Raw genomic sequence first — 21,464 nt, 5'->3', positions numbered from 1 at the left:
CCTCGCCTTTGCCATGATGCGTGTTATTCTATGAAACAACCATAGGCGTTACACGCATCAGAAAGACCCGATGACACAACAGAGAAAAGACAGCAAAGACTTGCCAAACCGCAAGCGCGATGCGTTTTTCCGCCTGTTTTCCGGCGAAGGTGCAGCCCTGCGCCGCCTTCGCCTGCAAAGCTTTCTGACGATCAGTTTCGAGCGACTCTGGCCTCTCGTACTGCCGCTGATTCTGTTGATTGCGCTTTTTGCAAGCTTAAGCTGGCTTGGGCTTTTTGCGCTGATGCCGCGCTGGCTGCATCTGGGTGTGCTTGGGCTTTTTGCTTTGGCGGCACTTGTCGCGCTCTATCTGCCGTTTCGTTTCCGCCTGCCCGGTGAAGATGCCATTACCGCACGCATTGAAGATGTAAACGGTCTGATCCATGAACCCTTGGCCGTGCAAACCGGGCAAATGGCGACCGGCAACAATGATCCTTTTGCGGTCGCTCTCTGGCGGGAGCACAAGCGCCGCATGGCCGAGCGCCTGAAAAACCTGCAGTCAGGCGTACCGCGTCCACATATTCCTGAGCGTGATCCTTTTGCACTGCGCGCAATCGTGGCGCTGCTGTTCGTGACCGCTTCCGCCTATAGCCTTAGCCCAAATAGCGGGCGCATCGCCGATGCTTTTCATATCCGCGCCGGTAGTGCCACCGCTGTTGCCCGCGTCGATGCCTGGGTAACGCCACCACAGTATACGGGCCGCGCGCCGGTATTCCTCAGCACCAATGCTGATGAAGGCAATGTCGAAAAGCCTATAACCGTACCGCAGGGCAGCATCGTCAATATTCGCGTAATCGGCGGCAGTTCTGAAAGATTGACAGCAACCGATGCGACCGGACATCGTCGTGAAGTACAGCCTATCGCACCCAAGGAAGGCGAAGATGCAACGGCTGAACAGCAGACCAATGTCGATGGCAGCCGCAACTTCCGCTACGATCTTCAACAGGACGAAACCCTGAACCTTTCGGGCAATGATCTCAGCTGGACATTTGCTGTCACGCCAGACAATGCGCCGACAATCCGCCTCACCAAAGAGCCGGGCCGCGCACTCAATGGCACTTTGCAGCTTAGCTATGAGATCAGCGACGATTACGGTGCCACCAAGGCCTATGGTGAAGTCGTACCGCTTGATATTGATCATGAGGAAGAGGAAACCGCTCCTCTTTATGATGCGCCTGAATTACCGCTTGCCCTTCCCCGCCGTGGATCGAAAGAGGCAACGACGTCGAAAGATCTGACCCAGCATCCTTGGGCCGGCCAGAAAGTGGCACTGACACTTGTTGCAGCAGACGCAGCAGGCAAGTTCGGACGCAGCGAAACAAAAATCATCACGCTGCCTGAACGCCCTTTCTCCAATCCGCTGGCCAAGGCTGTTGCCGAGCAGCGCCGTATTCTGGCGCTTGATGCAACGCAACGCGACCATGTGCGCGACATGCTTTCTGCATTGATGTTGCGGCCAGAGGAAACGATTAAGAACACCGCCCATTATTTGGGTCTCGTGACGATCCGCACGCGGCTGAAACTTGCGACCAGCGACGACACCTTGCGAGATACAGCCGATTATATGTGGCAGGTTGCGCTCGGTATTGAAGACGGCAATCTGTCAGCAGCAGAAAGGCGTTTGCGTCAGGCGCAGGAAGCATTGCGTAACGCCTTGCAGAACGGTGCTTCTCAGGAAGAAATCGAAAAGCTGACGGCCGAATTGCGCGAAGCGATGCAGCAGTTCCTGCGTGAATTCGCCCAGCGTCAGCAGCAGAACCCGAATGCACGCAACCAGCCGACGGACCCGAATGCACGCATGCTGACCGACAAGGATTTGCAGCGCATGATGGACCAGATTGAAAATCTGGCTCGTCAAGGTTCGCGTGATCAGGCTGAACAGCTTCTGTCGCAACTGCAGGACCTGATGAACAATCTGCAGATGGGGCAACAGGCGCAGCCCGGCCAGCAGGGGCAAGGTCAGGGCCAAGCCAACCAGATGCAGCAGCAGATGAACAAGCTTGGTGATCTGATGCGCCGCCAGCAACAGATGATGAACGAGACATTCAAACTCGATCAGCAGATGCAGCAACAGCAATATGGCAGCGGCGAAGGCGAATATGGGGACGACCAGCTTCCCGGCGATACGGGCCCTATGGGACAGGGCGAATCGCAACAGGGTCAAGGTCAGGGTGTCCAGCCCGGCGATACGCCTTCAGATCTCGCGGAAGCCATGCGCAAGCTGCAACAGCAGCAGCAGGCACTTCAAGACGAGCTGAAGAAGTTCAATGAAGACCTCAAGGGCATGGGCATTGATCCCAATCAGGATTTCTCCGACGCCGGAAAATCCATGGGCATGGCCGCCGATGCACTTGGTCGCAATGAAGGCTCGGAAGCAGGCGATCAGCAAGGCAGTGCTTTGGAAGCACTTCGCCGCGGTGGCCGCGATATGATACAGAAGATGCAGCAGGCCATGGGACAGGACGCTCAGGGGCAGAGCGGTCAAAATGGCCGTGATCCGCTCGGTCGCCAGCAAGGCAACAACGGTCCGTCTGATGGCGACGGCGTCAAGATACCTGGAGAGATCGATATTCAGCGCGCCCGTCAGATTCTGGATGAGATTCGCCGCAAGCTTGGCGATGCGCTGACCCCGCAGATGGAAAAGGAATATCTCCAGCGGCTGCTGCAGTTCGATTGACGCCAAAACAGCAGCCAGAAATCTGGTACTATTCCTTCACATGACCGACATATGGAAGTTGGCGAAAGGAATGGCCGACATCCATGCCATAACCAACAACGAAATAGTCTGGACATTCGAAAGCGACAAAATCGGCGTCAAGATCAACTTTTCGACGCATGCTCTTGTCGAGAAGCACGGCAATGCTGACGCTACGCGCGCCACGCTCAATCATCAGCTCACGCACAAATTTGAGCGTCTTGCCTGATTCGAGGATGTCATCGATCAGTAAAACGTCGCGATCTTTTACATCGCTGTCGATATCGCGCAGCAGACGTACTTCCGTGCTGGTCGTACCCTTGCCATAGCTTGAAACCGTGATGAATTCGACATCCGGCTCAACCCCTGCATCATGCATTGCACGAATAAGATCCGCTGCGAAAATGAAAGAGCCTTTGAGAATGGAAATTGTCAGCAGATTATGAAAATCGCGACCGGCGATTTCCTTTGCCAGCGCGAGATTACGCGCAGCGATTTCCTCCGGGCTGAAAAGCACGTCAATGGTTTTGCCGCCGACCTGAGGCATCTGCTGCGTCTCCTGATTTACAAGCATCGCTTAGTTCTGAAAGGCACGCTCTATAGCATGCTTTCAGAAAATTGCACCATTTAGGAACGCACGACTTTGCGATGAGCCAGATGAAGCATAATCATTTGCCATTTTATTGATTTGATATAGCGTGCCAGGCATGCATCCGGACATTATCGAACTACGTTCCTTTTACGAAACCACCCTTGGCCATCTTGCCGAGCGCTCTATTCGCATGGCACTTGCAGCACTATGGGGACATGTACCAGGCGAACGTCTTGTGGGGCTTGGTTATAGTCTCCCCTATCTCGACCGTTTCAGCGCCGATACAGAACGCAGCTTTGCTTTCATGCCTGCCGGACAGGGTGCTGTTGCATGGCCATCATCAGGAAAATCCAGCACGGCATTGGTTTTCGACGAAGAATTGCCCTTGCCTGATTCTTCCATCGACCGGGTGTTAATGGTTCATGCGCTGGAATATGCCGAAAACGCTTCTGAAACGCTCAAAGAAATGTGGCGGGTGCTGGCCCCCAACGGCCGGCTCGTCATCGTGGTGCCGAACCGTCGCGGTGTCTGGGCGCGTCTCGACCGCACGCCATTCGGCAGTGGCCGCCCTTACAGCCGCACACAGTTGACAGCCTTGCTGCGCGAGGCCAATTTCAGTGTCAACACAATCAGCAATGCGCTGCATTTTCCGCCTGTCAAACGTCGCTGGATGATGCGCCCCTGCATGGCGATTGAAGGCCTAGGCCGCAAGCTCTGGCCACTGTTTTCCGGCGTTCTGGTTATCGAAGCGCAGAAACGGCTTTATCAGGGGTTGCCAGTTGCACAACGCTCATCACGCCGTGTCTTTGTGCCAGTTCTGGCACCACAGGGAACACCGGTCAGCGGCTTGCGAAAAACAGCTCCCAAAGAATCCAAAAAGTAGCACTACATCCTTTCACAGCAAGGTTTTTCTCGACTTGCACGCAGCGGAGGTTTATGCCCGCTACGCAACCTTAACATCAGTCCTTTTGGCGGAGCCAAAATCATGACCAATACGCAAGACCTTTCCCGTCCCCAGCCTAAAACCGGCCTGCTCGATATTGCAGCCTATGTTCCAGGCAAGGAACACGTGGAAGGCGTTGCAAAAGTCTATAAGCTCTCCTCCAATGAAACCCCAATTGGCCCCAGTCCACATGCAATAGAAGCTTATCGACACTTGGCAGACGCTTTGGCGATCTACCCCGATGGTCAGGCGCAGGCCCTGCGCGAAGCGATTGCCGAAGTACAGGGACTTAATATTGGCAACATCATGTGCGGCAACGGATCGGATGAGTTGCTCGGACTTATCTGCCAGACTTATTTGGCTCCAGGTGATGAAACTATCGTCACCGAACACGGTTTTGCTGTTTATAAAATCCAGTCGATGGGTGCGGGTGCAAATCCGGTGACAGCCAAGGAAAAGGACGAGCGCATTGACGTTGATGCAATACTCGCCAGCCTTTCACCACGCACGAAGATCGTCTTTATTGCAAATCCGGCCAATCCGACGGGCACCTATCTGCCATTCGAGGAAGTACGTCGTCTTCACGCCGGGCTGCCGAAAAACGTCTTGCTCGTACTTGATGGCGCTTATGCAGAATATGTTCGCCGGAATGATTATGAGGCGGGTCTTGAACTGGTCTCGTCAAATGAGAACGTCGTCATGACGCGCACATTCTCAAAGATTCACGGCCTGCCAGGCCTGCGCATCGGCTGGATGTATGCGCCGCTGCACATCATCGATGCCATCAACCGTATCCGCGGCCCCTTCAACATGAACTCCGCAGCAATCGCTGCGGGGGCTGCTGCAATCCGTGATCGAGCTCATGTTGCAAAATCGGTTGAATACAATGAAAAGTGGCTGTCCTGGCTTACTGATGAGTTCACCAAGCTTGGGCTGCGCGTGACACCTTCCGTCACCAACTTCGTTTTAATCCACTTCCTTGACGATACCCGATATTCGGCAGATAGGGCTGATGAATGGCTTTCCAGGCGCGGCTATATCCTGCGTCGCGTGGGTGGCTATGGTTTTCCGAATGCGCTGCGCATGACGGTTGGTACGGAAGAAGCCAATCGTGGCGTTGTGGCTGCTTTGACCGAGTTTTTGAAATAAGACGATGTCCACGATCCATTTCGAAAAAATCGCGCTCATCGGTATTGGCCTCATCGGCTCATCGCTGGCACGTGTCATTCGCCGCGAAGGCCTCGTCAATCATATCGCCATTGCAACACGCAGTGCCGAAACCTTGAAGCGCGCCGAGGAACTGAACCTCGGCGACAGCTACTCAACCGATAGTGCGCAAGCCGTCCAAGATGCCGATCTCGTCATCGTATCGGTGCCGGTCGGTTCGTCCGGCACCGTTGCCAAGCAGATTGCGGCACATCTTAAGCCAGGCGCCATCGTCACCGATGTGGGCTCCACCAAGGCCTCCGTCATCGCCCAGATGCAGCCGGAACTGCCGGACAATGTGCATTTCATTCCCGGTCATCCTCTTGCGGGTACGGAATATTCAGGTCCCGATGCTGGTTTTGCCGAACTTTTCACCAATCGCTGGTGCATCCTTACGCCTCTGCCGGACACAGATCAGGGGGCTATCGACAAGCTTTCCGCCTTCTGGACGGCTTGCGGCTCGCGCCTTGATCAGATGGACCCACAGCATCACGATCTGGTGCTGGCCATCGTCTCGCATCTTCCGCATATCATCGCCTATAACATCGTTGGTACAGCCAGTGATCTGGAGCAGGTGACAAAATCGGAAGTCATCAAATATTCGGCTTCGGGTTTCCGTGATTTTACGCGTCTGGCCGCATCTGATCCAACCATGTGGCGCGATGTCTGCCTGCATAACAAGGACGCAATCCTTGAGATGCTGGCGCGTTTTTCGGAAGATCTCGCTTCATTGCAGCGTTCGATTCGCTGGGGTGATGGTGAGGCTCTGTTTGATCTATTCACACGCACGCGTGCGGTGCGTCGCAGCATTATCGATGCCGGTCAGGAAGTCGACGCACCAAACTTCGGACGTCAGGCAGCCACTGAAATCAGCGAAAAGAAATAATAATCGGGGCAGACAAATGCTCTGCCCTATTCCATAAGGCCTTACAAAGTTGGCAAATGTCCTAATGGAATAAATCCAGCACTGGCTATACCCTTACGAACGGCAATCTCGATAACGGGGTTGCCGTTTTCGTCTTTCGGCATGGCGGAAAGGGCAAAAAGAACAGTAGCGATATTACCGCCCTGTTCTGGAAACACAGTCTGACCGGCTTGCGCGAAGGATTGCGGATTGACCATCGTAACCTTCAAGTCAGCATCAATCGCACCTTCCATATCCACCGAAAATGGACCGGCGACCGAAAGCATAGCGCCATTGGGCATGGACAGAAAAGCCTGATTAATCACACCGCTATGACCACGCAGCCGTTCGTTAAGTGGTGCAGCGCTCGGTGCCAGCAATGTTGCGGCATTGGCAAACTCAATATCAGCCAGACCGTCGATTTCGGGACTCTTGACACTACCTATAACGGATGGTTCCAGCTTGAGCGCTGCAAAACGCCCATTGATCTTGAGCTGATCATCTTCGGTGCTCATGCGGAAATTCATCTGCTCAAGCTTGCTGATGGGTTCAGTAGTTGTTGTTTCGGTCCGCACGCCGACTGTGACATCACGAGCATCAAGTTCGACTTCTGTTGGGAACGGACGCGCAAGACGTGTATTGGAGGTAAACTTGCTCCAATTGACCTCTAGCGGCTGAATGCCAGGAAACTCGACAAAAGCAGGCCCGTTCAGTTCATTGCTGAGTGAACGCGGCGCAAAAACAGGAGAGCCCGAGGCGAAGCGGCCGGCTCGCAAAGCCATACCTTCAGAGGGTTTCTGCCAAGATATGCTGGAACACACTACGTTCACACGCAGTGGATATCCGCCCATGTGAAGGTTCTCACACTGAACGCCTACCCCCTGAGATGCGAGTTTCGCTATATCAGCTTTAGCGCGCGCTTCAATCTTATCTGAGACATAGAACCAACCAGCCGTATAAGCCGCAACGAGGGCAACGACCATAGCCGCTATCGTGATTGTGCGCTTTCTGGATTTTCTTGTTTCACTACCAGCATGCGCCATCAAAAAAGCCTCTATTTAATCAGTTACTTGGTTACCAGAACCTGATATCAGTTTGCGAACCTGACGCATCATAAATTAATCTGCTGTCTCCAACAGGTGGCTATATTATGGCAGGATTGGGTCCTGTGAAGTGCCGCTCACCAAAAAGTGCGGGATATTCTAAGAATGCCGTTAAAAACGTGCCATAATTGAACTTATATAGATTCCTACCATGATAAAGCACACCGACAATCAGCACATAAATGATTTTTGGGTATTCGGTTACGGCTCACTGATGTGGCGACCGGGATTTGCACATGTCGAAACTGCACGCGCGCGCCTTCACGGCTATCGCCGCAGTCTTTGCATATATTCACATGTTCATCGTGGTACCCCTGATCACCCTGGTCTGGTGCTCGGCCTTGATACCGGAGGTTCCTGTCTTGGAATCGCTTTCCGTGTACCCGGGGAAATGTCGGATGAAGTCATGGTCTATTTGCGCGAGCGTGAAATGGCTAATCGCGTCTATCACGAAAAATGGCTACGTCTACGACTAGCAGATGGCCGCGATGTACAAGCCGTCACCTATGTCGCCGACCGAACGCATACACAATATGCTGGCTCTCTTAAAGCAGAGGATGCAGCGGCAATCGTCGCATCAGCACAAGGCGAATCTGGTGCAAATATCGATTATCTCTCAAACACTGTCGAACATTTGCGCAATATGCGTGTGCGCGATCACGCACTAGAGCATGTCAGTCGTTTGATCAGCAGCACGGCCAAGAAATATCAGACGGCGGATATCTAATCTCACTTTCATCAACTTGGTTCGGCCTCACGGCTCTCCCTGACAAGTAGAACAGCACCGATAAAAAAATACACCGCACCGATAAGGGTATGTGTGTTGGAATAGCTAAGTAACCATAGCGCATCGTCTCTGTTCGGAGACGACGGTGTAATCGCTGCTATCATAAATGCAACACAACCCAGAAGATTAATAAAAACGATCTGCCACGATAAACTCTTCGGGCGCCAGCTCCAATGTTTGTTTCCAACCTCAACAAAAGCCAAATAGCCCGAAATCAGAAACAAGACAGAGCCTTCAAAATTCGGTGCCCATATTTCCAGAACATCCAATTCCGGGCGGCCTGGAGCAGCGATACTGTTAAATGTACTGATATTAAAAGCGAGCGTGCCAATAAACTGCGTGAAAGAGCTTAACCAACCTGCACTACTTGGATGCCATCCTATAATCGATAACCGAGTATGTCCTTCAACCTCCTGAACACTAAAGTCCGATGCATTGGCCGATTGAAAATGCTGTAACCCTGCGGCAATTGTAAAAGGTATGGAGCCTGCAAAAAAAGTCAGATTGGTCAAATTGACCAATTCAGGCCAGCGCAGTGAGCAGAACATAAAAATGCTTCCCAAAGCGAAAATGAAAGCGCCTACTGCAAAAGAGATTCCAATATTGGCATTATAACTCTGCGTCTGCCAGAAAGGCACTTGCGAGGAACCAATATCTCCAGACTTAAACCTCAGTCCTTTACGTTGCATTCTGGCCAGCCAAATAACTTTGGCACCATGCAACTTGTAAATTCTTTCTGTGACCAGTGGCCAGATTCCAAAAAGCTTCATCGCAGTTTCGCAGCCTGCAAAAGACGTTGTACGGCACACAGAACGAATGGCAGACAATGCGGATGGTTCTGTTCCCAGCGTAATTGATACACAGCACCGTTGCTGCTGTCACCGGCTCTATTGAATGCCTTGGGTTAAAGAAACAGCCATCTCTGCCCTTGTTCTTGACGAATGCAACCGCTACATCTCGGAAAATTCTCAAGGAGAAGGTTTTATGATCGCATTGTTTCGCACCATTGATCTGGCGCTCGATATCTATACCTGGATCATCATCGCAAGCGCCATTTTCTCATGGCTCTATGCGTTCAACGTCGTCAATTCTTCCAACCGTTTCGTGGCTTCAATTGGCGAGTTTCTTTACAAAGTTACCGAGCCGGTTCTGCGCCCGATCCGCAATATTCTGCCGAATCTTGGCGGTATAGATATTTCGCCAATCGTTTTGCTGCTGATTATCTTCTTTATCCGTCAGTTCATGTGGACGACGCTACTCCCCGCTCTGCTCTGAGCAGATAGCAAAATAGACTATAAACAAAAGTGCCCGGATTTTTATCCGGGCACTTTTTTAAATAAACTATAAAAATAATTACTTGCTCTTAGCGCGTTCAATTGCTTCGACAATGAACTTGCGTGCGTAATCTTCATCACCCCAGTCACCGATCTTGACCCACTTACCAGGTTCCAGATCTTTGTAATGTTCGAAGAAGTGCGCAATCTGCTTAAGCGTGATCTCGGGAAGATCCGAATAATCATGCACCTTTTCATAACGTTGTGTAAGTTTTGGCGAAGGAACGGCGATGATCTTTTCATCTTTACCGGAGTTGTCTTCCATGACTAAGACGCCAATTGGACGACAATTGATAACACAACCAGGGATCAGTGGGCGCGTATTGCAAACCAAAACGTCGATTGGGTCGCCATCTTCTGAAAGCGTATGCGGAACAAAGCCGTAATTGCCCGGATAGGTCATCGGCGTATAAAGAAAGCGGTCCACAATCAGAGCACCAGCTTCTTTGTCCATCTCGTACTTGATCGGCTGTCCGCCAACTGGCACTTCGATGATTACGTTGATGTCTTCTGGCGGATTTTTACCAATCGAGATAGCATCGATATTCATGATGGGTCCTTTCGTATCGCGCTCTGATAACGGGTTTCATGTTTTCGCGCAAGAAAAACGAAAGTTTAACAAAACATGAAGTTTTGCCGTTCTTTCTTGCGAAGCAGAGCGCTATCGGTTCATTTAACAACAGTCGTTATTTCATTGAGTTCCTTCAACCGTTGCACGGCTGTCGGTGGCATAGGCGGAGCGTTAACGTCACGGCTTGCTGCAACGAGCAGGTCATCACACGCGGTTTCTGTCGTCTCGATCAGACGACGTAGAAATTCTTCTTTCTCTAACCCTGCAGGAATGGGCGGCAGCACACGACAGCGAATTGTGCCCGGAAAACGCAGGAACCTGCGGCGAGGCCAGTAGAGTCCGGCATTATGTGCTATTGGCAAAACCGGAAGTTTCAGTGCGTCATAAAGATGAACAATGCCATACTTATATTGCGGTGGCGCGCCTGGTGAACGACGTGTACCTTCAGGATAGATAAGAATCTGACGACCTTCAGCAATCGCTTTCTGGGCACCGAAGGTAATGGAATGCAGTGCTTTGACCCGCGATCCGCGGTCAACAGGAATCATTTCCATCTTTGCAACATACCAGCCGAACAGCGGTATCCGCATCAACTCACGCTTGAGGATCAGAACAGGATCATCGAGCTGAGGTAGAAAAGCATAAGTATCCCATGCGGACTGATGTTTCGGTGCGACGATATATGCACCTTCCGGAATATTTTCGAGACCTTCGATCACATAATCAGTGCCCGCAATATATTTTTGCAGCCACAAATTAACCCGCGCCCATGTCTTTGGAACTATCCATGCTTTCTTGCGTGGAAGCAGAAAGTAAAACGGCGTGTAAAGTACCATCTGCACGAAGGTACTGATGTAGAATGCGATATTGAATAAAATGGAGCGCAGATAGAGAAGCATCGTATCGGCGAAGACCTTGGTTATGCCCCCCATCCCATGTCATCGTGAGAATTGATCAGGCAAAAGAAACTGAGAGCTGCATCTAAAAGGCAGCGGCAACCGATATATCAGGAAGTTCGAGTTTTTCCATAAAGAAATCTTCGTGCCATTCTGATTCAGTCAGTCCGAACTATAATCACGGCTTTAGGCCTATGAGGGTGCAGACGTATTACCAAAAATCTTCGCACCACCCACACGGATAGCTGCACCAATATATTTGACATATTCGATGAAAAGGACTCGGAGCGTATCGCTTTCAGCCACCCAGCTATGCGTGCGCTTTTCACCATTCACAACCGGATATGGGACGAACTCGACATCCTGCATGCGAGAAGACATTTCGAGAATACTGCGTGGGATATGGTAATTATTGGTGACCACAATCACTCGATGATAACCGTTGGCACGAATCCAGCGTTCGCTTTCCGTTGCATTTCCTACCGTATTGAGTGCGGAACGATCCAGATCGACACAACAGTTAAACAGGCTGGCGTCGGTATGCGTGGCGCGCTGCAAATCTCTCTCATTGGTCGATGGATGCACACCGCTGATCAGCAACCTCTTGCCTTGTTTATCTTTCAGAAGATCAAGTGCAGCCTGAATACGCGACTGGCCTCCCGTTAAAACGACAATGGCATCCGCTGGCGCGTCCAACGCTGGCGACTGCATACTCGTGACTTTTTCACTGAACCAAACAAAGCCAATAAGAAAGGCAAGAAGCAACAGGAAGAGAAAAATGGAAACGGGCTGAAGTCGACGGTATACACGCATTAAAAGTGACCATAGAAATTTAGCGCCCGCCAAAGCAATACCCGATGATGCGTCCACAGCGCCGCTACGTCGCCATACCACAGCGCCCCTATGCAACCTAGGTTCTTTGCCTGTCGCTGCATCATTACCTTCCAGATATTCCGCCGAAGTTATACGCCGAATCTGATTTTCCTTCGCCTCATTATCATAGCTATTATTGCGGCGATAAATCGAAAACCTGCGAGGAAGTCGTGATTTCCGGTCGGAATTGGCAAAAAACGCTGTCATTCACCACGCACTCCAGGACCATCCATTGTCGCGAGTTGACGGACAACCGTCAAACGGCTTGTCAGCATCGTCAGAAAGCTCACCAGAATGATGATTGCGGCAGCACCAATATAGCCATCACGACCAATGGCAAAGTTACCAAACATTGCAGCTGCCTGATCGCCAGCAGGCGTTCCCATGCGACGTGATGCCCACCATGAAAATCCCAAAAATACCAGCATAGCTGCTCCCCCGCCGAACAATGCCCCCTTGAGAGCGGTCCGAAAGAAGTGCCATTCGAACTCACGTGCAACAAACTTTGATTCTGCACCGATGAAATGCAAAACCTCGATGATATGACCATTGCCGGACATCGCACCACGCGTGGCAAAAATCACCGTTAAAACCGTTGCGGCTATCACCAGCGACAAAACACCAGTACCGATCAGCACAGTCGTATTAGCCATGGAAACAAGCCTGTCGACCCATGTCCGATGGTCATCAAAACTAGCGCTCGGTATAGCGCGTGAAATCTCAGCACGCATGGTTTCAAAATCAGGTGGTGCGTTTTCATCAATGGTTACAACCACGAGACGCGGCACCGGCAATTCATCGATGTCGAGGCCACTTCCAAGCCAAGGCTCGAGCAGGCGTGCGGTTGCATCCTTGTCAACAATACTGGTGTCCTTCACGCCCGCGAAGCCGCGTGCGATAGCACTTGCATCCAACAGTGCTTTTTCCATGTCCAAGCCGTCGACGGGCCTGATCTGGATGGTTGCCTCGCGGGCAATCTGGCTTTGCCATTGCGCAGCTGATGTACGCACAAGTGTAACGCCGCCAAGGGTTAGACAGGCGAGAAAGGTCATAATTGCAATCACTATGACCAAAGCCGTTCCAGTGACACTTCCATCCGGAACGATTGGATTAGGTCCTTGGCGCTTTCTGCGTTTCCCAATACGTACGAGGAGCATATCCTTGAGGTCTTCAAAGCGTATGCGCACGTCTTCGCTGACTTTGGCAAAAGTGTTTTGTCTGTTTCCGCTCGTATTATTCATAAATATCGAGCCGCCCATGTTCGAGGATCATGCGACGTGCATTAACCTGATCCATCAGAGACAGATCATGCGTCGCAATGACAACAGCAGTGCCAGACCGATTAAGCTCTGTGAAAAGCCGCAACAAACGCTTTGCGAGCGGTGGATCAACATTGCCTGTCGGTTCGTCCGCCAACAGCAGTTCCGGCTGATCAATCAGCGCACGTGCAATCGCTGCGCGCTGTTTTTCACCACCCGAAAGCACCGGCGGCAACACGTTCATGCGATCACCAAGCCCCACCCAGTGCAGAAGTTCTTCAACTTCATGACGATAAGTGGCTTCTTCCTTACCACGGACACGCAGCGGAAGTGCAACATTCTCATAAGTAGTTAAATGATCAAGAAGGCGAAAATCCTGAAATACAATTCCAACGCGCCGACGCAATAGCGGAATTTCCTTATGGTCAAGTCGCGCAACATCCTTGCCAAAAATATTGATAAGTCCTCGCGTTGGCTTGAGCGCCATAAAAAGCAATCGCAAAAGCGACGTCTTTCCGGCACCTGAAGGGCCAGTCAGAAACTGGAATGAGCGCGGCGGAATATGGAAGCTGACATCCTTCAGGATCTCGGGTCCCATACCATATCTCAGGCCGACATTCTCAAAACGTATCACCGCTGTATTTCTCTAAATTGTCCTTGCACCAGTCGGTGCTGCGGATGGAGCCATATAAAAAGACCATTAACCCCCATGGTTAATGTGAGGTTAATTCTATCGGAATCACTTGTAAAAATTACGAGAGCATTGGATTTTTATAAGGCAGGGCAATCAGGCAAATATTGGGATGCTCATACAAAAACGGGTATGGTGAAACTAAAATTCGTATCACAGTGAAGCAACTACAAAAGCGAACTTCGGTTGCTTCGTACCAGTAAAATATTGAATCCGTTGTTGTTCCGGGTTTTGAAGTTCCTAAGCGTGAATACAGCCACAATAATACGAATTAAAAATCCACCACATTCGCGGCTGCAATCGCTTAAAAGTTAAGCATTATTGATAGGTATTATTCCCAACAGCCCAGATTACGGCCTTTTAGATTGTGGGAATCAATGTCGGTAACGAGGCGTGCATCTTCGCGAAGCAAAACCATTGTCGTGCGCTGTTTTAGATCTATCCTCTGCCAGCCTGCACATTCCGTTGGCATTGGTGGCTTGCTGTCGATCCTGACAGTTTCCGACCATGCTGTCGCTGTGCAGCCTGAAAGGACTGCACTGAAGCCCACCCATATAGCGGATTGCAGAACCCATCTGCATGTTCGCGCCTGAAATTGAATATTCAAGGCTGGCAACTCCCAATAACGCCCCACGAAACACCCACTTGCCAAGATGGTTTTCATGGCAAATATCTACACGAACAAGTTTCTTATAGCGTGCTTTTGACTGTTACGGCAATATGCCAGACAAAAATCAGAGTGGTTTAAATTGAGGCATAAAAACGGCTAATACACGCTTTTTTCTTGTTTATTTTTAAAATTAGATATTCCGAAAATTAAAAATCTAACCATTTAGTAAAATAAAAATCCTACGATTCCCATTATTATAAAACAATTATAAATTAGTTATTTATATAAATAAAAACAAATTTGATCAAATATAGACATTTATATATATTTATGAAATTGATTCTCATGTAGCAATATCACGGCACCAACACTGGGGACTTCCATGTTGAATAAACTGTCTGCAGAATTTTTCGGAACATTCTGGCTTGTTTTTGGTGGTTGCGGCAGCGCGATCTTTGCAGCCGCCTATCCTGAACTGGGCATCGGCTTTGCAGGCGTTGCCCTTGCCTTCGGTCTGACCGTCCTTACAATGGCCTATGCTGTAGGCGGGATTTCGGGTGGCCATTTTAACCCCGCCGTTTCGTTGGGTCTTCTGATTGCAGGACGTTTCCCCGCGAAAGACCTCATCCCTTATTGGATTGCACAGGTATTGGGCGGCATCGCTGCAGCAGCAATTCTTTACCTCATCGCAACCGGGAAAAGCGGCTTTACAGCGGCAGGCTTCGCATCCAACGGCTATGGTGAACTCTCACCAGGCGGCTACGGCCTGACCTCGGCACTCCTCGTTGAAATTGTGCTGACGGCCTTCTTCTTGATCGTCATATTGGGCTCGACATCCTCGTCAGCACCAGCAGGCTTCGCACCTATTGCAATCGGTCTTGGGCTGACGCTGATCCATCTGGTCTCAATCCCGGTAACAAATACCTCGGTCAACCCGGCACGATCTGCAGCGGCAGCCCTGTTTGCAGAAACCGGCGCGCTTGGTCAGCTCTGGCTGTTTTGGGTGGCTCCGTTGGTAGGGGCTGCTATCGGCGCCATTATCTGGAAAGGCCTTCTCGGCAAGGATTGATGAGCACTCACGAAAGATATTTAACAGAAGGCCGGTTTAAAACCGGCCTTTTTCTGCTGCTTGGCTATCGCCTGCTCAGGCTCTAAAGAAGCACGCTCCCGGTTTGGTGCACAAGCGTTAGATTCTCTAATTAATGTGATACTTTCCAGCTAAAAATTGCTGTAAGAAGAAGTTCCCTTTTACAGATGTCTTGAGCAATGTCCCCCAGTACCGATGCTTCCCATGCGGATCGTTATGCCGCATTTCGCCATGTTTCCTTTAAAAAATATTGGGCCGCACGTTTCCTGAGCGCCTTTGCCGTTCAGATCGTCAGCGTGGCTGTTGGCTGGCAGATTTATGACCAGACCCGTGATGCATTCAATCTTGGTATGGTTGGCCTCGTCCAGTTTCTTCCAGCGCTTTTGCTTGTTCTTTTTACGGGTGCTGCAGCTGACCGTTTTGGCCGGCGCCTTGTCATGGGACTGTCGCTGGTATTGGAAGCAGGCGTCACAGCCTTTCTGTTGCTGCTCACCTTGTTTGGCGACTTCGAACCTATTGTCGTCTTTGGTGCATTGCTGGTCTTCGGCATAGCGCGCGCTTTTCTCGGACCATCTTCCGCTTCGCTTGTGGTCAATCTCGTTCCGACAGAAGACTTTGCCAATGCTGTTTCGTGGAACTCATCAGCCTGGCAGGTAGCAACCATTGTAGGCCCGGTTGCTGGCGGCCTGCTCTACGGCATCTCGCATATCGCTGCTTATGGCGTAGCAACTGTGTTTCTGGTTGCGGGTTCTATTCTGATTTTCTCCATTCCAAAGCCGAAGCAGCATACAATGACGGAAGAGCGATCGCTCTCAACCATGCTTGCGGGCTTCCGCTATATCTGGAAAGAAAAGATCGTTCTGGGGGCAATCTCGCTCGATTTGTTTGCCGTTCTGCTGGGCGGTACGGTTGCGCTTCTACCGATCTATGCACGCGATATTCTCGATCTTGGTCCATGGGGCTTGGGCCTTCTGCGCTCTGCGCCCGGTATCGGCGCTGTTCTCACGGCTATCTGGCTCGCAGGCCACCCAATCCGCGATCACGCAGGCCGCGTGATGTTTGTCTTCGTCGCCCTGTTCGGCTTCTTTAACATCATTTTCGGCGTCTCTACCCTCACATGGCTGTCGATCATCGCGCTTGCTCTGGCCGGTGCTGCCGACATGATCAGCGTCTATATCCGCGAAACACTGATGCAGCTCTGGACGCCTGACCATGTTCGTGGCCGTGTGAATGCCGTCAACATGGTCTTTGTCGGTGCTTCAAACGAGCTGGGCGAATTCCGTGCTGGTCTCATGGCAGCAGCCATCGGTGCCGTACCTGCCGTCGTTATCGGTGGCGTGGGATCAATCGTCGTAGCAGCCGCATGGGCCGCCATGTTCCCGCAATTACGCAAAGCGCGCAATTTACAAGGACGCACTTAAATTCAATGTGCAAAGCTGCGTCAGGCTTCTGGCGCAGGTTTATTACCCGCTTGTACACGCACTTCGATCTGGTCGCGATCAGCAGCTGTGATGCCAACCAGATCAGCAACGCGCCACATTACGTCCACCTCAACCTCACTCGCAATGCCGTCGGCATAAACGATGTCCCACATCAGCGCTATGAAATCGAGACGTGCCTGATAATCCAGATGGCGTTTGAGGACAGATGTGAAATCCGACAGACTGATTGATTCCTGATCGGCCTCTTCAGCGGCACGGATAAGCTGTTTTAGTGCATCCCCCTTCAGGCCATATTTCTGTGAAAGCATGGTGGAAAGCTTGGTCCGCTCGACTTCACGCGCATCACCATCCGCATCCATGATGTGAAACATCAAAGCTGCGGCAGCCAGTCTTGGATCATCATCGGCAAACTTTCCGCCCCGTTCGCGTAAAGCGTTACCCGGCAACTCTTTCAGAAAATCCAGCAAACGCTCGAACATTCACCCTCGCCACAGAAACAAATATATCGGCAGACTGCCGTTCTTTAGAAAATCTGAAACTAGCGGGATCAAAATATGAGGCAAGGCGACAAACCGCCTTGGCCGGTTTTCAGCAGCTCAAGACGGTGCTTGCGTGGTCTTTAGGCAACAATTATAGGCTCAGAATAGGCGCAAACCGCTGTTTTGGCTCTTCTGTGAGGCTTTGCGCTCATCAACACCGGGATCGTCAACGATAATATGACCAGGACGTTCCTTGTTGTCATCTTCGGTTTCCGGCTCTGCTGCATCCAGAACAGCTGGCTTGTCAACGTGCCTGATTTCAGGTTTAGCAGGCTCCTGCTTTGCCTTGACGGGTTCCACCTTCGGTAGCACAACTTTCGCTTCAACAATATCGTCAAATTTCGGCTTTGACGCGTGATTCTCGACCGGAACGATTGCCGTGTTTTCCGGAATACGATCAGGGATAACTTCTGCCACTTCTGGCTTTTCAACTTCGATCACAGGCGAAAGCTGCTCAACTGGCACTTTCCATTCAAAGCTGTTGAGACGACCTGTGACCGGAGACACCGGCGACCATTGCTCGGATACATAACCGTCTGCTGTCCATGCTGGATCGCGCGGGGCTTTAACTGCCTGTGCCAACCACTGCCGGACCTTCCCCTGATCACCAGTTTCAGCCTCTTCAATATCCGCAAGCAACAGATAAGCGCTTTCACGCGGCGATCCACGTAACACCTGTTCGGCATTATCACGCGCCAAACGATAATCGCCCGCCTCATAGGCAGCACGCGCCACAGCCAGACTGCCTTCCGGATTATTGGACCTGAGCGTGACCAGATGTTTTGCCCGTTTCAGGCGGTCCTGCACGGTGTCACCAGCGCGAGCATAAACATAGGCCGAAGCAATATCTGGATGCGGCGAGCGTCTCCATGCAGCTTCAAGGATTTTGGAGCCTTTGCGAACTTCGCCATCAGCAAACAATGCGCGGGCCGCAACAACAGCCGCAGGCACCAGATCAGGAGCAAGCTTGTTCGCTTCCAGCGCAATAGCTTTTGCATTTGCATGATCCACATCGACTGTCGCAATGGCCTTGGCAGTCAAAAGCGCTGCGCGTTCCTTCTTCACTACGTCCTTGCTGTGTGCGAGCGCCTGTTTGCGGGCTTCAACGAGCTTCAAGGCACCATCCCAGTCGCCTTCAGAGCAAAGCTGCCCCATGACGGCCGATGATGCCCATTCAAGCTGTGGCGCTTCCTTGGCTGCTTCCACCGCATAATGACGAGCAGCCTCACGCGCACCAACCCGTTGCGCTTCGATATAAAGCCCACGCAGTCCAAGCAGCTTGGTTTCCGGGTCTTCGATCATGGCTTCAAAGCCCTTACGGGCGTCGTCTGAGCGACCTTCAAGCATGGCGGTCTGTGCTTCAAGAAGCTTGATGAGCGGTTCCTGATCGGAGTTAAGTAGTTTGCCTGCCTGAGCCGCCATGCGGCGGGCTGCCTCTGCGTCGCCAGCACCAGCTGCAATCAACCCTGTCGACAGTGACTGATAGCCCCGGTCACGTTTGCGCGCACGGAAATGGCGGCGCAGTGTGTAGGGCGACTGGATAATGCTCTTGATCAGCCACCAGACAAGCAGGATCGCCGCAACAATTGCGACAACACCAGCAGCAGCCGTAATCAGTGGCACGTTGTAATGATTGCCGCCGAATGTAACATCAAGCTCGCCCGGACGATCGGCAAGCCACGAGAAGCCAAATCCGAGAACTACAACGATAGCGAAGTAAAAAATTACATGCAGCATGGACGCCTCCTTAGTTTGGCGCCGTGGCGTCTGTTGCGGTCTTTGGCTTGAGGCTTTCGGTCACAAGACGCTGGATGAGCGCATCGGCATCGCGTCGCGCCTTCATCTGCCCTGCAAATTCTTCCGAAACAGTCTTCGCATCGGTTGGTAACTGTTCCCATTCGGAAACCGCCCGCTCAAGGTCGCCAGCATGCAGAGCTGCTTCCATGCGTGCCGTAGTCGGGCCTACACCTGTTCCGCTGACATTGCCTGCAACAGGACGCACGCTGACAAGCCCCTTGGCGCTTGCGACGAGCTGATCCCAGACACCTGCGTCTGCTGGGAGCTTGTTTTCAGTGGCAACGATCTTGTTGGCGACAGGCCCGAACCATGCATTGAGATCGGCAATGGTCGGTACGCCCTTGTCGGCAAAGGTCTTCAGCCCTTCAATTGACGTGTCCTGTGGTGCAACCGATGCATAGGTGTCGAGTTCAGCCTTGAATGAACCACCGCGATCAATCGCTGTCTTCAACGCATTGGCAGCGATCAGTGCGGATGCATCAGGCTGGCGTGCGCTTTCGCTCACCTTGTCCTGAAGCGAAACCAGCTTCTGTTCAAGGCTCGAAATTGTACCGCTATTACCGGAAACTCCGGCTGCGGCCTGATCGGCCTGATTCTTTGCATCACTCAATTGCTGCTCAAGCGATACTAAACGCTCGGTCAAAGCAGACACATCCGCGGGAGCAGCATCGCCCTCGCCTGCCTTTGGCAACGCCGCAATCTGTTGCTGAATGTCTGTCAAAGTTCCGGCAACGGCCTCCGCCTTGATTTCAGCGGCTTCGACACTCTTCTGCAAATCGACAAACTGCGCCTTGCTCGCCTCGTCAAGCGGCGCAGGCACAGGATTACTTCGTAAATCCGCAATCTGCTGTTCAATATGTGCAAGCTGTTCTGCGGTCACGCGCGATCCCGGTGACGGCACCACATTGCCCCATTGCAAAGCAAGAAGACCGCCCAAAGCGATAACCCCGCCTGCAACACCCGTCAGAAAATAAGCGCCGGTCGAACCGGATTTCTTTTCAATCACCGGCGGCACAGATGCAGTGGAACGAGGCATTTCCTTGGTTGCTTCGGGCTTAACACCGGCAGCAAAGGGTGGCTTCTCCGCTTTAGGCTCAGCTTTTGGAGCTTCCGGTTTTGTAGCGGCTTTCTGAGCGAAATCCCCGACGGGTTCGGCCTTCGGTGTTGATTGAGACGCAGCACGTTCATCTACGCGTTTTACATCAGACGGATCGAGATTGATCGTCACGGGCGTGCGGGCCGGTTTGGAATGTCGCGGAGTGCCGGATTTCGCCATGGGTCCTCTCGTATTCGCATAACAGATGGTTCAAAGCTTACCAGATAAAATCATCAGATGAAGGAAAGTTGCTACAAAAAGAGTCAAAGTTTGGAAAACAAACGAAAAATACCACTCTCATCCGGATGATGTGCGACAAGCGCCCTTACTCGCCATTGCTCTGGCAACTCACGACAAACCCGCTCGGAAATGCAGAAAAACCGGGTTTCAGCGTCAAAATGTATGTGAAGTTTTTGCATCGTTTCAACAAAAGCCTGTGCTGCAATTGCTGAATAGAGCAGTACCGCGACAAAAGGCCCTTGGTCGAAAGTAGCTTTGATTTCATTGACTGAATAGTTAATCGACTCGACATCGTAGACGTCACGGACTTCCATATTGAGCCCAGCCTCTGACACTTTGTCCTCAAATATCGACTGGCGCACGCGACCGGCAAGATAAAGAAGCCTCGCATTTTTCGGCAGATGTTCAGCAATTGTTGCAGCCAGGCGCGTCGCATCACCGCCACCTTCGATCACAGTCTGAAAACCTGCTTCTTGTGCAGCCCTGGCTGTGCCTTCACCAACAGCAAAAAGCGGCAATGCCTTCAACGATTGAAGAATTTCACTGGGCACATGCCGAAATGCATTAGCGCTGGTGACAGCCAAAGCGTCAAACGATTGATCGCCGATATGAAATGGAAGCGTAAAAGTGCGGCTTACAGGTAGGGAAACGGGCGAAAAGCCGAGAGCTACAAGCTTTTCCGCCGTCATTGAAGCTGACGGTTGCGGCCGTGTGATCAGAACAGGGCCACCGATTGGTGCATTTCGCTCTTTCGCCAATG

At 51.7% G+C, this 21,464-nt stretch carries 21 protein-coding genes; 8 read left to right on the top strand and 13 right to left on the bottom strand.

The genetic code is table 11. From position 1 onward, the window contains the following. Positions 1-70: 70 nt before the first annotated feature. Positions 71-2,716 (top strand): TIGR02302 family protein, encoded by a 2,646-nt coding sequence (locus H5024_RS02465; protein ID WP_187543868.1) that lies wholly within the window; start codon positions 71-73, stop codon positions 2,714-2,716. Positions 2,717-2,744: 28 nt separating this feature from the next. Here H5024_RS02465 and hpt read toward each other — a convergent pair whose 3' ends face one another. After that, on the bottom strand, positions 2,745-3,281 hold the full coding sequence (hpt, locus tag H5024_RS02460) for a hypoxanthine phosphoribosyltransferase (RefSeq protein WP_187543867.1): 537 nt from the start codon (positions 3,279-3,281) through the stop codon (positions 2,745-2,747). A gap of 160 nt (positions 3,282-3,441) precedes the next feature. On the opposite strand from hpt, the gene H5024_RS02455 reads away from it, so the two are divergent. From H5024_RS02455 to H5024_RS02445, 3 genes are all read left to right on the top strand, one after another. Beyond that, positions 3,442-4,209, top strand: a complete 768-nt coding sequence (locus H5024_RS02455; RefSeq protein WP_187546546.1) for a class I SAM-dependent methyltransferase — start codon at positions 3,442-3,444, stop codon at positions 4,207-4,209. Between the two features lie 102 nt (positions 4,210-4,311). Next, positions 4,312-5,418: a histidinol-phosphate transaminase gene (gene hisC / locus H5024_RS02450; RefSeq protein WP_187543866.1), complete on the top strand. Its 1,107-nt coding sequence runs from the start codon at positions 4,312-4,314 to the stop codon at positions 5,416-5,418. Positions 5,419-5,422: 4 nt separating this feature from the next. After that, positions 5,423-6,361, top strand: a complete 939-nt coding sequence (locus H5024_RS02445) for a prephenate/arogenate dehydrogenase family protein (protein ID WP_187543865.1) — start codon at positions 5,423-5,425, stop codon at positions 6,359-6,361. A 41-nt stretch (positions 6,362-6,402) separates the two neighbouring features. Here H5024_RS02445 and H5024_RS02440 read toward each other — a convergent pair whose 3' ends face one another. Continuing rightward, the gene (locus H5024_RS02440; protein ID WP_187543864.1) at positions 6,403-7,422 is read right to left on the bottom strand and encodes a DUF2125 domain-containing protein; all 1,020 of its coding nucleotides are present in this window, start codon (positions 7,420-7,422) and stop codon (positions 6,403-6,405) included. Between the two features lie 211 nt (positions 7,423-7,633). Between H5024_RS02440 and H5024_RS02435 the strand changes: the two genes are divergently transcribed. Continuing rightward, complete coding sequence (locus H5024_RS02435; RefSeq protein WP_187543863.1) at positions 7,634-8,209, top strand: gamma-glutamylcyclotransferase; 576 nt, start codon at positions 7,634-7,636, stop codon at positions 8,207-8,209. 11 nt (positions 8,210-8,220) lie between these two features. On the opposite strand, the gene H5024_RS02430 is transcribed toward H5024_RS02435, so the two are convergent. Further along, entirely contained in the window at positions 8,221-9,039 is an 819-nt protein-coding gene (locus H5024_RS02430) for a hypothetical protein (protein ID WP_187543862.1), read from the bottom strand. Between the two features lie 214 nt (positions 9,040-9,253). Between H5024_RS02430 and H5024_RS02425 the strand changes: the two genes are divergently transcribed. Beyond that, complete coding sequence (locus H5024_RS02425; protein ID WP_187543861.1) at positions 9,254-9,544, top strand: YggT family protein; 291 nt, start codon at positions 9,254-9,256, stop codon at positions 9,542-9,544. 78 nt (positions 9,545-9,622) lie between these two features. Here the strand turns inward: H5024_RS02425 and ppa are convergent, their stop codons facing one another. The 6 genes from ppa to H5024_RS02395 form a co-directional block, all read right to left on the bottom strand. Beyond that, positions 9,623-10,153, bottom strand: coding sequence for an inorganic diphosphatase (gene ppa / locus H5024_RS02420; protein WP_187543860.1), 531 nt, complete (start codon positions 10,151-10,153; stop codon positions 9,623-9,625). 119 nt (positions 10,154-10,272) lie between these two features. Next, positions 10,273-11,073, bottom strand: coding sequence for a 1-acyl-sn-glycerol-3-phosphate acyltransferase (locus H5024_RS02415; RefSeq protein ID WP_187546544.1), 801 nt, complete (start codon positions 11,071-11,073; stop codon positions 10,273-10,275). A 189-nt stretch (positions 11,074-11,262) separates the two neighbouring features. After that, positions 11,263-12,150, bottom strand: coding sequence for a YdcF family protein (locus H5024_RS02410; RefSeq protein ID WP_187543859.1), 888 nt, complete (start codon positions 12,148-12,150; stop codon positions 11,263-11,265). After that, positions 12,147-13,202, bottom strand: coding sequence for an ABC transporter permease (locus H5024_RS02405; RefSeq protein WP_187543858.1), 1,056 nt, complete (start codon positions 13,200-13,202; stop codon positions 12,147-12,149). Before H5024_RS02405 ends, H5024_RS02410 begins: the two co-directional genes overlap by 4 nt. Continuing rightward, positions 13,177-13,800 carry a cell division ATP-binding protein FtsE gene (gene ftsE / locus H5024_RS02400; RefSeq protein ID WP_210309581.1) on the bottom strand — a complete coding sequence of 208 codons (624 nt, stop codon included), beginning with the start codon at positions 13,798-13,800 and terminating at the stop codon, positions 13,177-13,179. Before ftsE ends, H5024_RS02405 begins: the two co-directional genes overlap by 26 nt. Before the next feature lie 424 nt (positions 13,801-14,224). Then, on the bottom strand, positions 14,225-14,500 hold the full coding sequence (locus H5024_RS02395; protein ID WP_187543856.1) for a hypothetical protein: 276 nt from the start codon (positions 14,498-14,500) through the stop codon (positions 14,225-14,227). A 385-nt stretch (positions 14,501-14,885) separates the two neighbouring features. Here H5024_RS02395 and aqpZ point away from each other — a divergent pair, with 385 nt between their 5' ends. Together aqpZ and H5024_RS02385 are read left to right on the top strand one after the other, a co-directional pair. Beyond that, positions 14,886-15,572, top strand: a complete 687-nt coding sequence (gene aqpZ / locus H5024_RS02390; protein ID WP_187543855.1) for an aquaporin Z — start codon at positions 14,886-14,888, stop codon at positions 15,570-15,572. 197 nt (positions 15,573-15,769) lie between these two features. Further along, the gene (locus H5024_RS02385) at positions 15,770-17,011 is read left to right on the top strand and encodes an MFS transporter (protein ID WP_187543854.1); all 1,242 of its coding nucleotides are present in this window, start codon (positions 15,770-15,772) and stop codon (positions 17,009-17,011) included. Between the two features lie 20 nt (positions 17,012-17,031). Here H5024_RS02385 and H5024_RS02380 read toward each other — a convergent pair whose 3' ends face one another. The 4 genes from H5024_RS02380 to H5024_RS02365 form a co-directional block, all read right to left on the bottom strand. Beyond that, positions 17,032-17,511, bottom strand: coding sequence for a TerB family tellurite resistance protein (locus tag H5024_RS02380; protein WP_187543853.1), 480 nt, complete (start codon positions 17,509-17,511; stop codon positions 17,032-17,034). Between the two features lie 159 nt (positions 17,512-17,670). Then, positions 17,671-19,308, bottom strand: coding sequence for a heme biosynthesis protein HemY (locus tag H5024_RS02375; RefSeq protein WP_187543852.1), 1,638 nt, complete (start codon positions 19,306-19,308; stop codon positions 17,671-17,673). A gap of 10 nt (positions 19,309-19,318) precedes the next feature. Further along, entirely contained in the window at positions 19,319-20,644 is a 1,326-nt protein-coding gene (locus H5024_RS02370) for a mitofilin family membrane protein (protein WP_187543851.1), read from the bottom strand. A gap of 83 nt (positions 20,645-20,727) precedes the next feature. Next, a complete protein-coding gene (locus H5024_RS02365) occupies positions 20,728-21,462 on the bottom strand; it encodes a uroporphyrinogen-III synthase (RefSeq protein WP_187543850.1) in 735 nt (244 codons plus the stop codon). Positions 21,463-21,464 lie beyond the last annotated feature (2 nt).

The sequence above is a fragment of the Ochrobactrum sp. Marseille-Q0166 genome, assembly GCF_014397025.1.
GTDB lineage: Bacteria > Pseudomonadota > Alphaproteobacteria > Rhizobiales > Rhizobiaceae > Brucella.
This window is presented reverse-complemented; position numbering and strand designations above follow the sequence as displayed.

Coding starts and splice junctions, on each gene's coding strand:
- H5024_RS02465 (WP_187543868.1), top strand. CDS start 71: ATGACACAACAGAGAAAAGACAGCAAAGACTTGCCAAACCGCAAGCGC.
- H5024_RS02375 (WP_187543852.1), bottom strand. CDS start 19,308: ATGCTGCATGTAATTTTTTACTTCGCTATCGTTGTAGTTCTCGGATTT.
- H5024_RS02455 (WP_187546546.1), top strand. CDS start 3,442: ATGCATCCGGACATTATCGAACTACGTTCCTTTTACGAAACCACCCTT.
- H5024_RS02430 (WP_187543862.1), bottom strand. CDS start 9,039: ATGAAGCTTTTTGGAATCTGGCCACTGGTCACAGAAAGAATTTACAAG.
- ftsE (WP_210309581.1), bottom strand. CDS start 13,800: ATGGGACCCGAGATCCTGAAGGATGTCAGCTTCCATATTCCGCCGCGC.
- H5024_RS02425 (WP_187543861.1), top strand. CDS start 9,254: ATGATCGCATTGTTTCGCACCATTGATCTGGCGCTCGATATCTATACC.
- H5024_RS02410 (WP_187543859.1), bottom strand. CDS start 12,150: ATGACAGCGTTTTTTGCCAATTCCGACCGGAAATCACGACTTCCTCGC.
- H5024_RS02445 (WP_187543865.1), top strand. CDS start 5,423: ATGTCCACGATCCATTTCGAAAAAATCGCGCTCATCGGTATTGGCCTC.
- hisC (WP_187543866.1), top strand. CDS start 4,312: ATGACCAATACGCAAGACCTTTCCCGTCCCCAGCCTAAAACCGGCCTG.
- aqpZ (WP_187543855.1), top strand. CDS start 14,886: ATGTTGAATAAACTGTCTGCAGAATTTTTCGGAACATTCTGGCTTGTT.
- ppa (WP_187543860.1), bottom strand. CDS start 10,153: ATGAATATCGATGCTATCTCGATTGGTAAAAATCCGCCAGAAGACATC.
- H5024_RS02370 (WP_187543851.1), bottom strand. CDS start 20,644: ATGGCGAAATCCGGCACTCCGCGACATTCCAAACCGGCCCGCACGCCC.
- H5024_RS02435 (WP_187543863.1), top strand. CDS start 7,634: ATGATAAAGCACACCGACAATCAGCACATAAATGATTTTTGGGTATTC.
- H5024_RS02405 (WP_187543858.1), bottom strand. CDS start 13,202: ATGGGCGGCTCGATATTTATGAATAATACGAGCGGAAACAGACAAAAC.
- H5024_RS02385 (WP_187543854.1), top strand. CDS start 15,770: ATGTCCCCCAGTACCGATGCTTCCCATGCGGATCGTTATGCCGCATTT.
- hpt (WP_187543867.1), bottom strand. CDS start 3,281: ATGCCTCAGGTCGGCGGCAAAACCATTGACGTGCTTTTCAGCCCGGAG.
- H5024_RS02380 (WP_187543853.1), bottom strand. CDS start 17,511: ATGTTCGAGCGTTTGCTGGATTTTCTGAAAGAGTTGCCGGGTAACGCT.
- H5024_RS02415 (WP_187546544.1), bottom strand. CDS start 11,073: ATGCTTCTCTATCTGCGCTCCATTTTATTCAATATCGCATTCTACATC.
- H5024_RS02440 (WP_187543864.1), bottom strand. CDS start 7,422: ATGGCGCATGCTGGTAGTGAAACAAGAAAATCCAGAAAGCGCACAATC.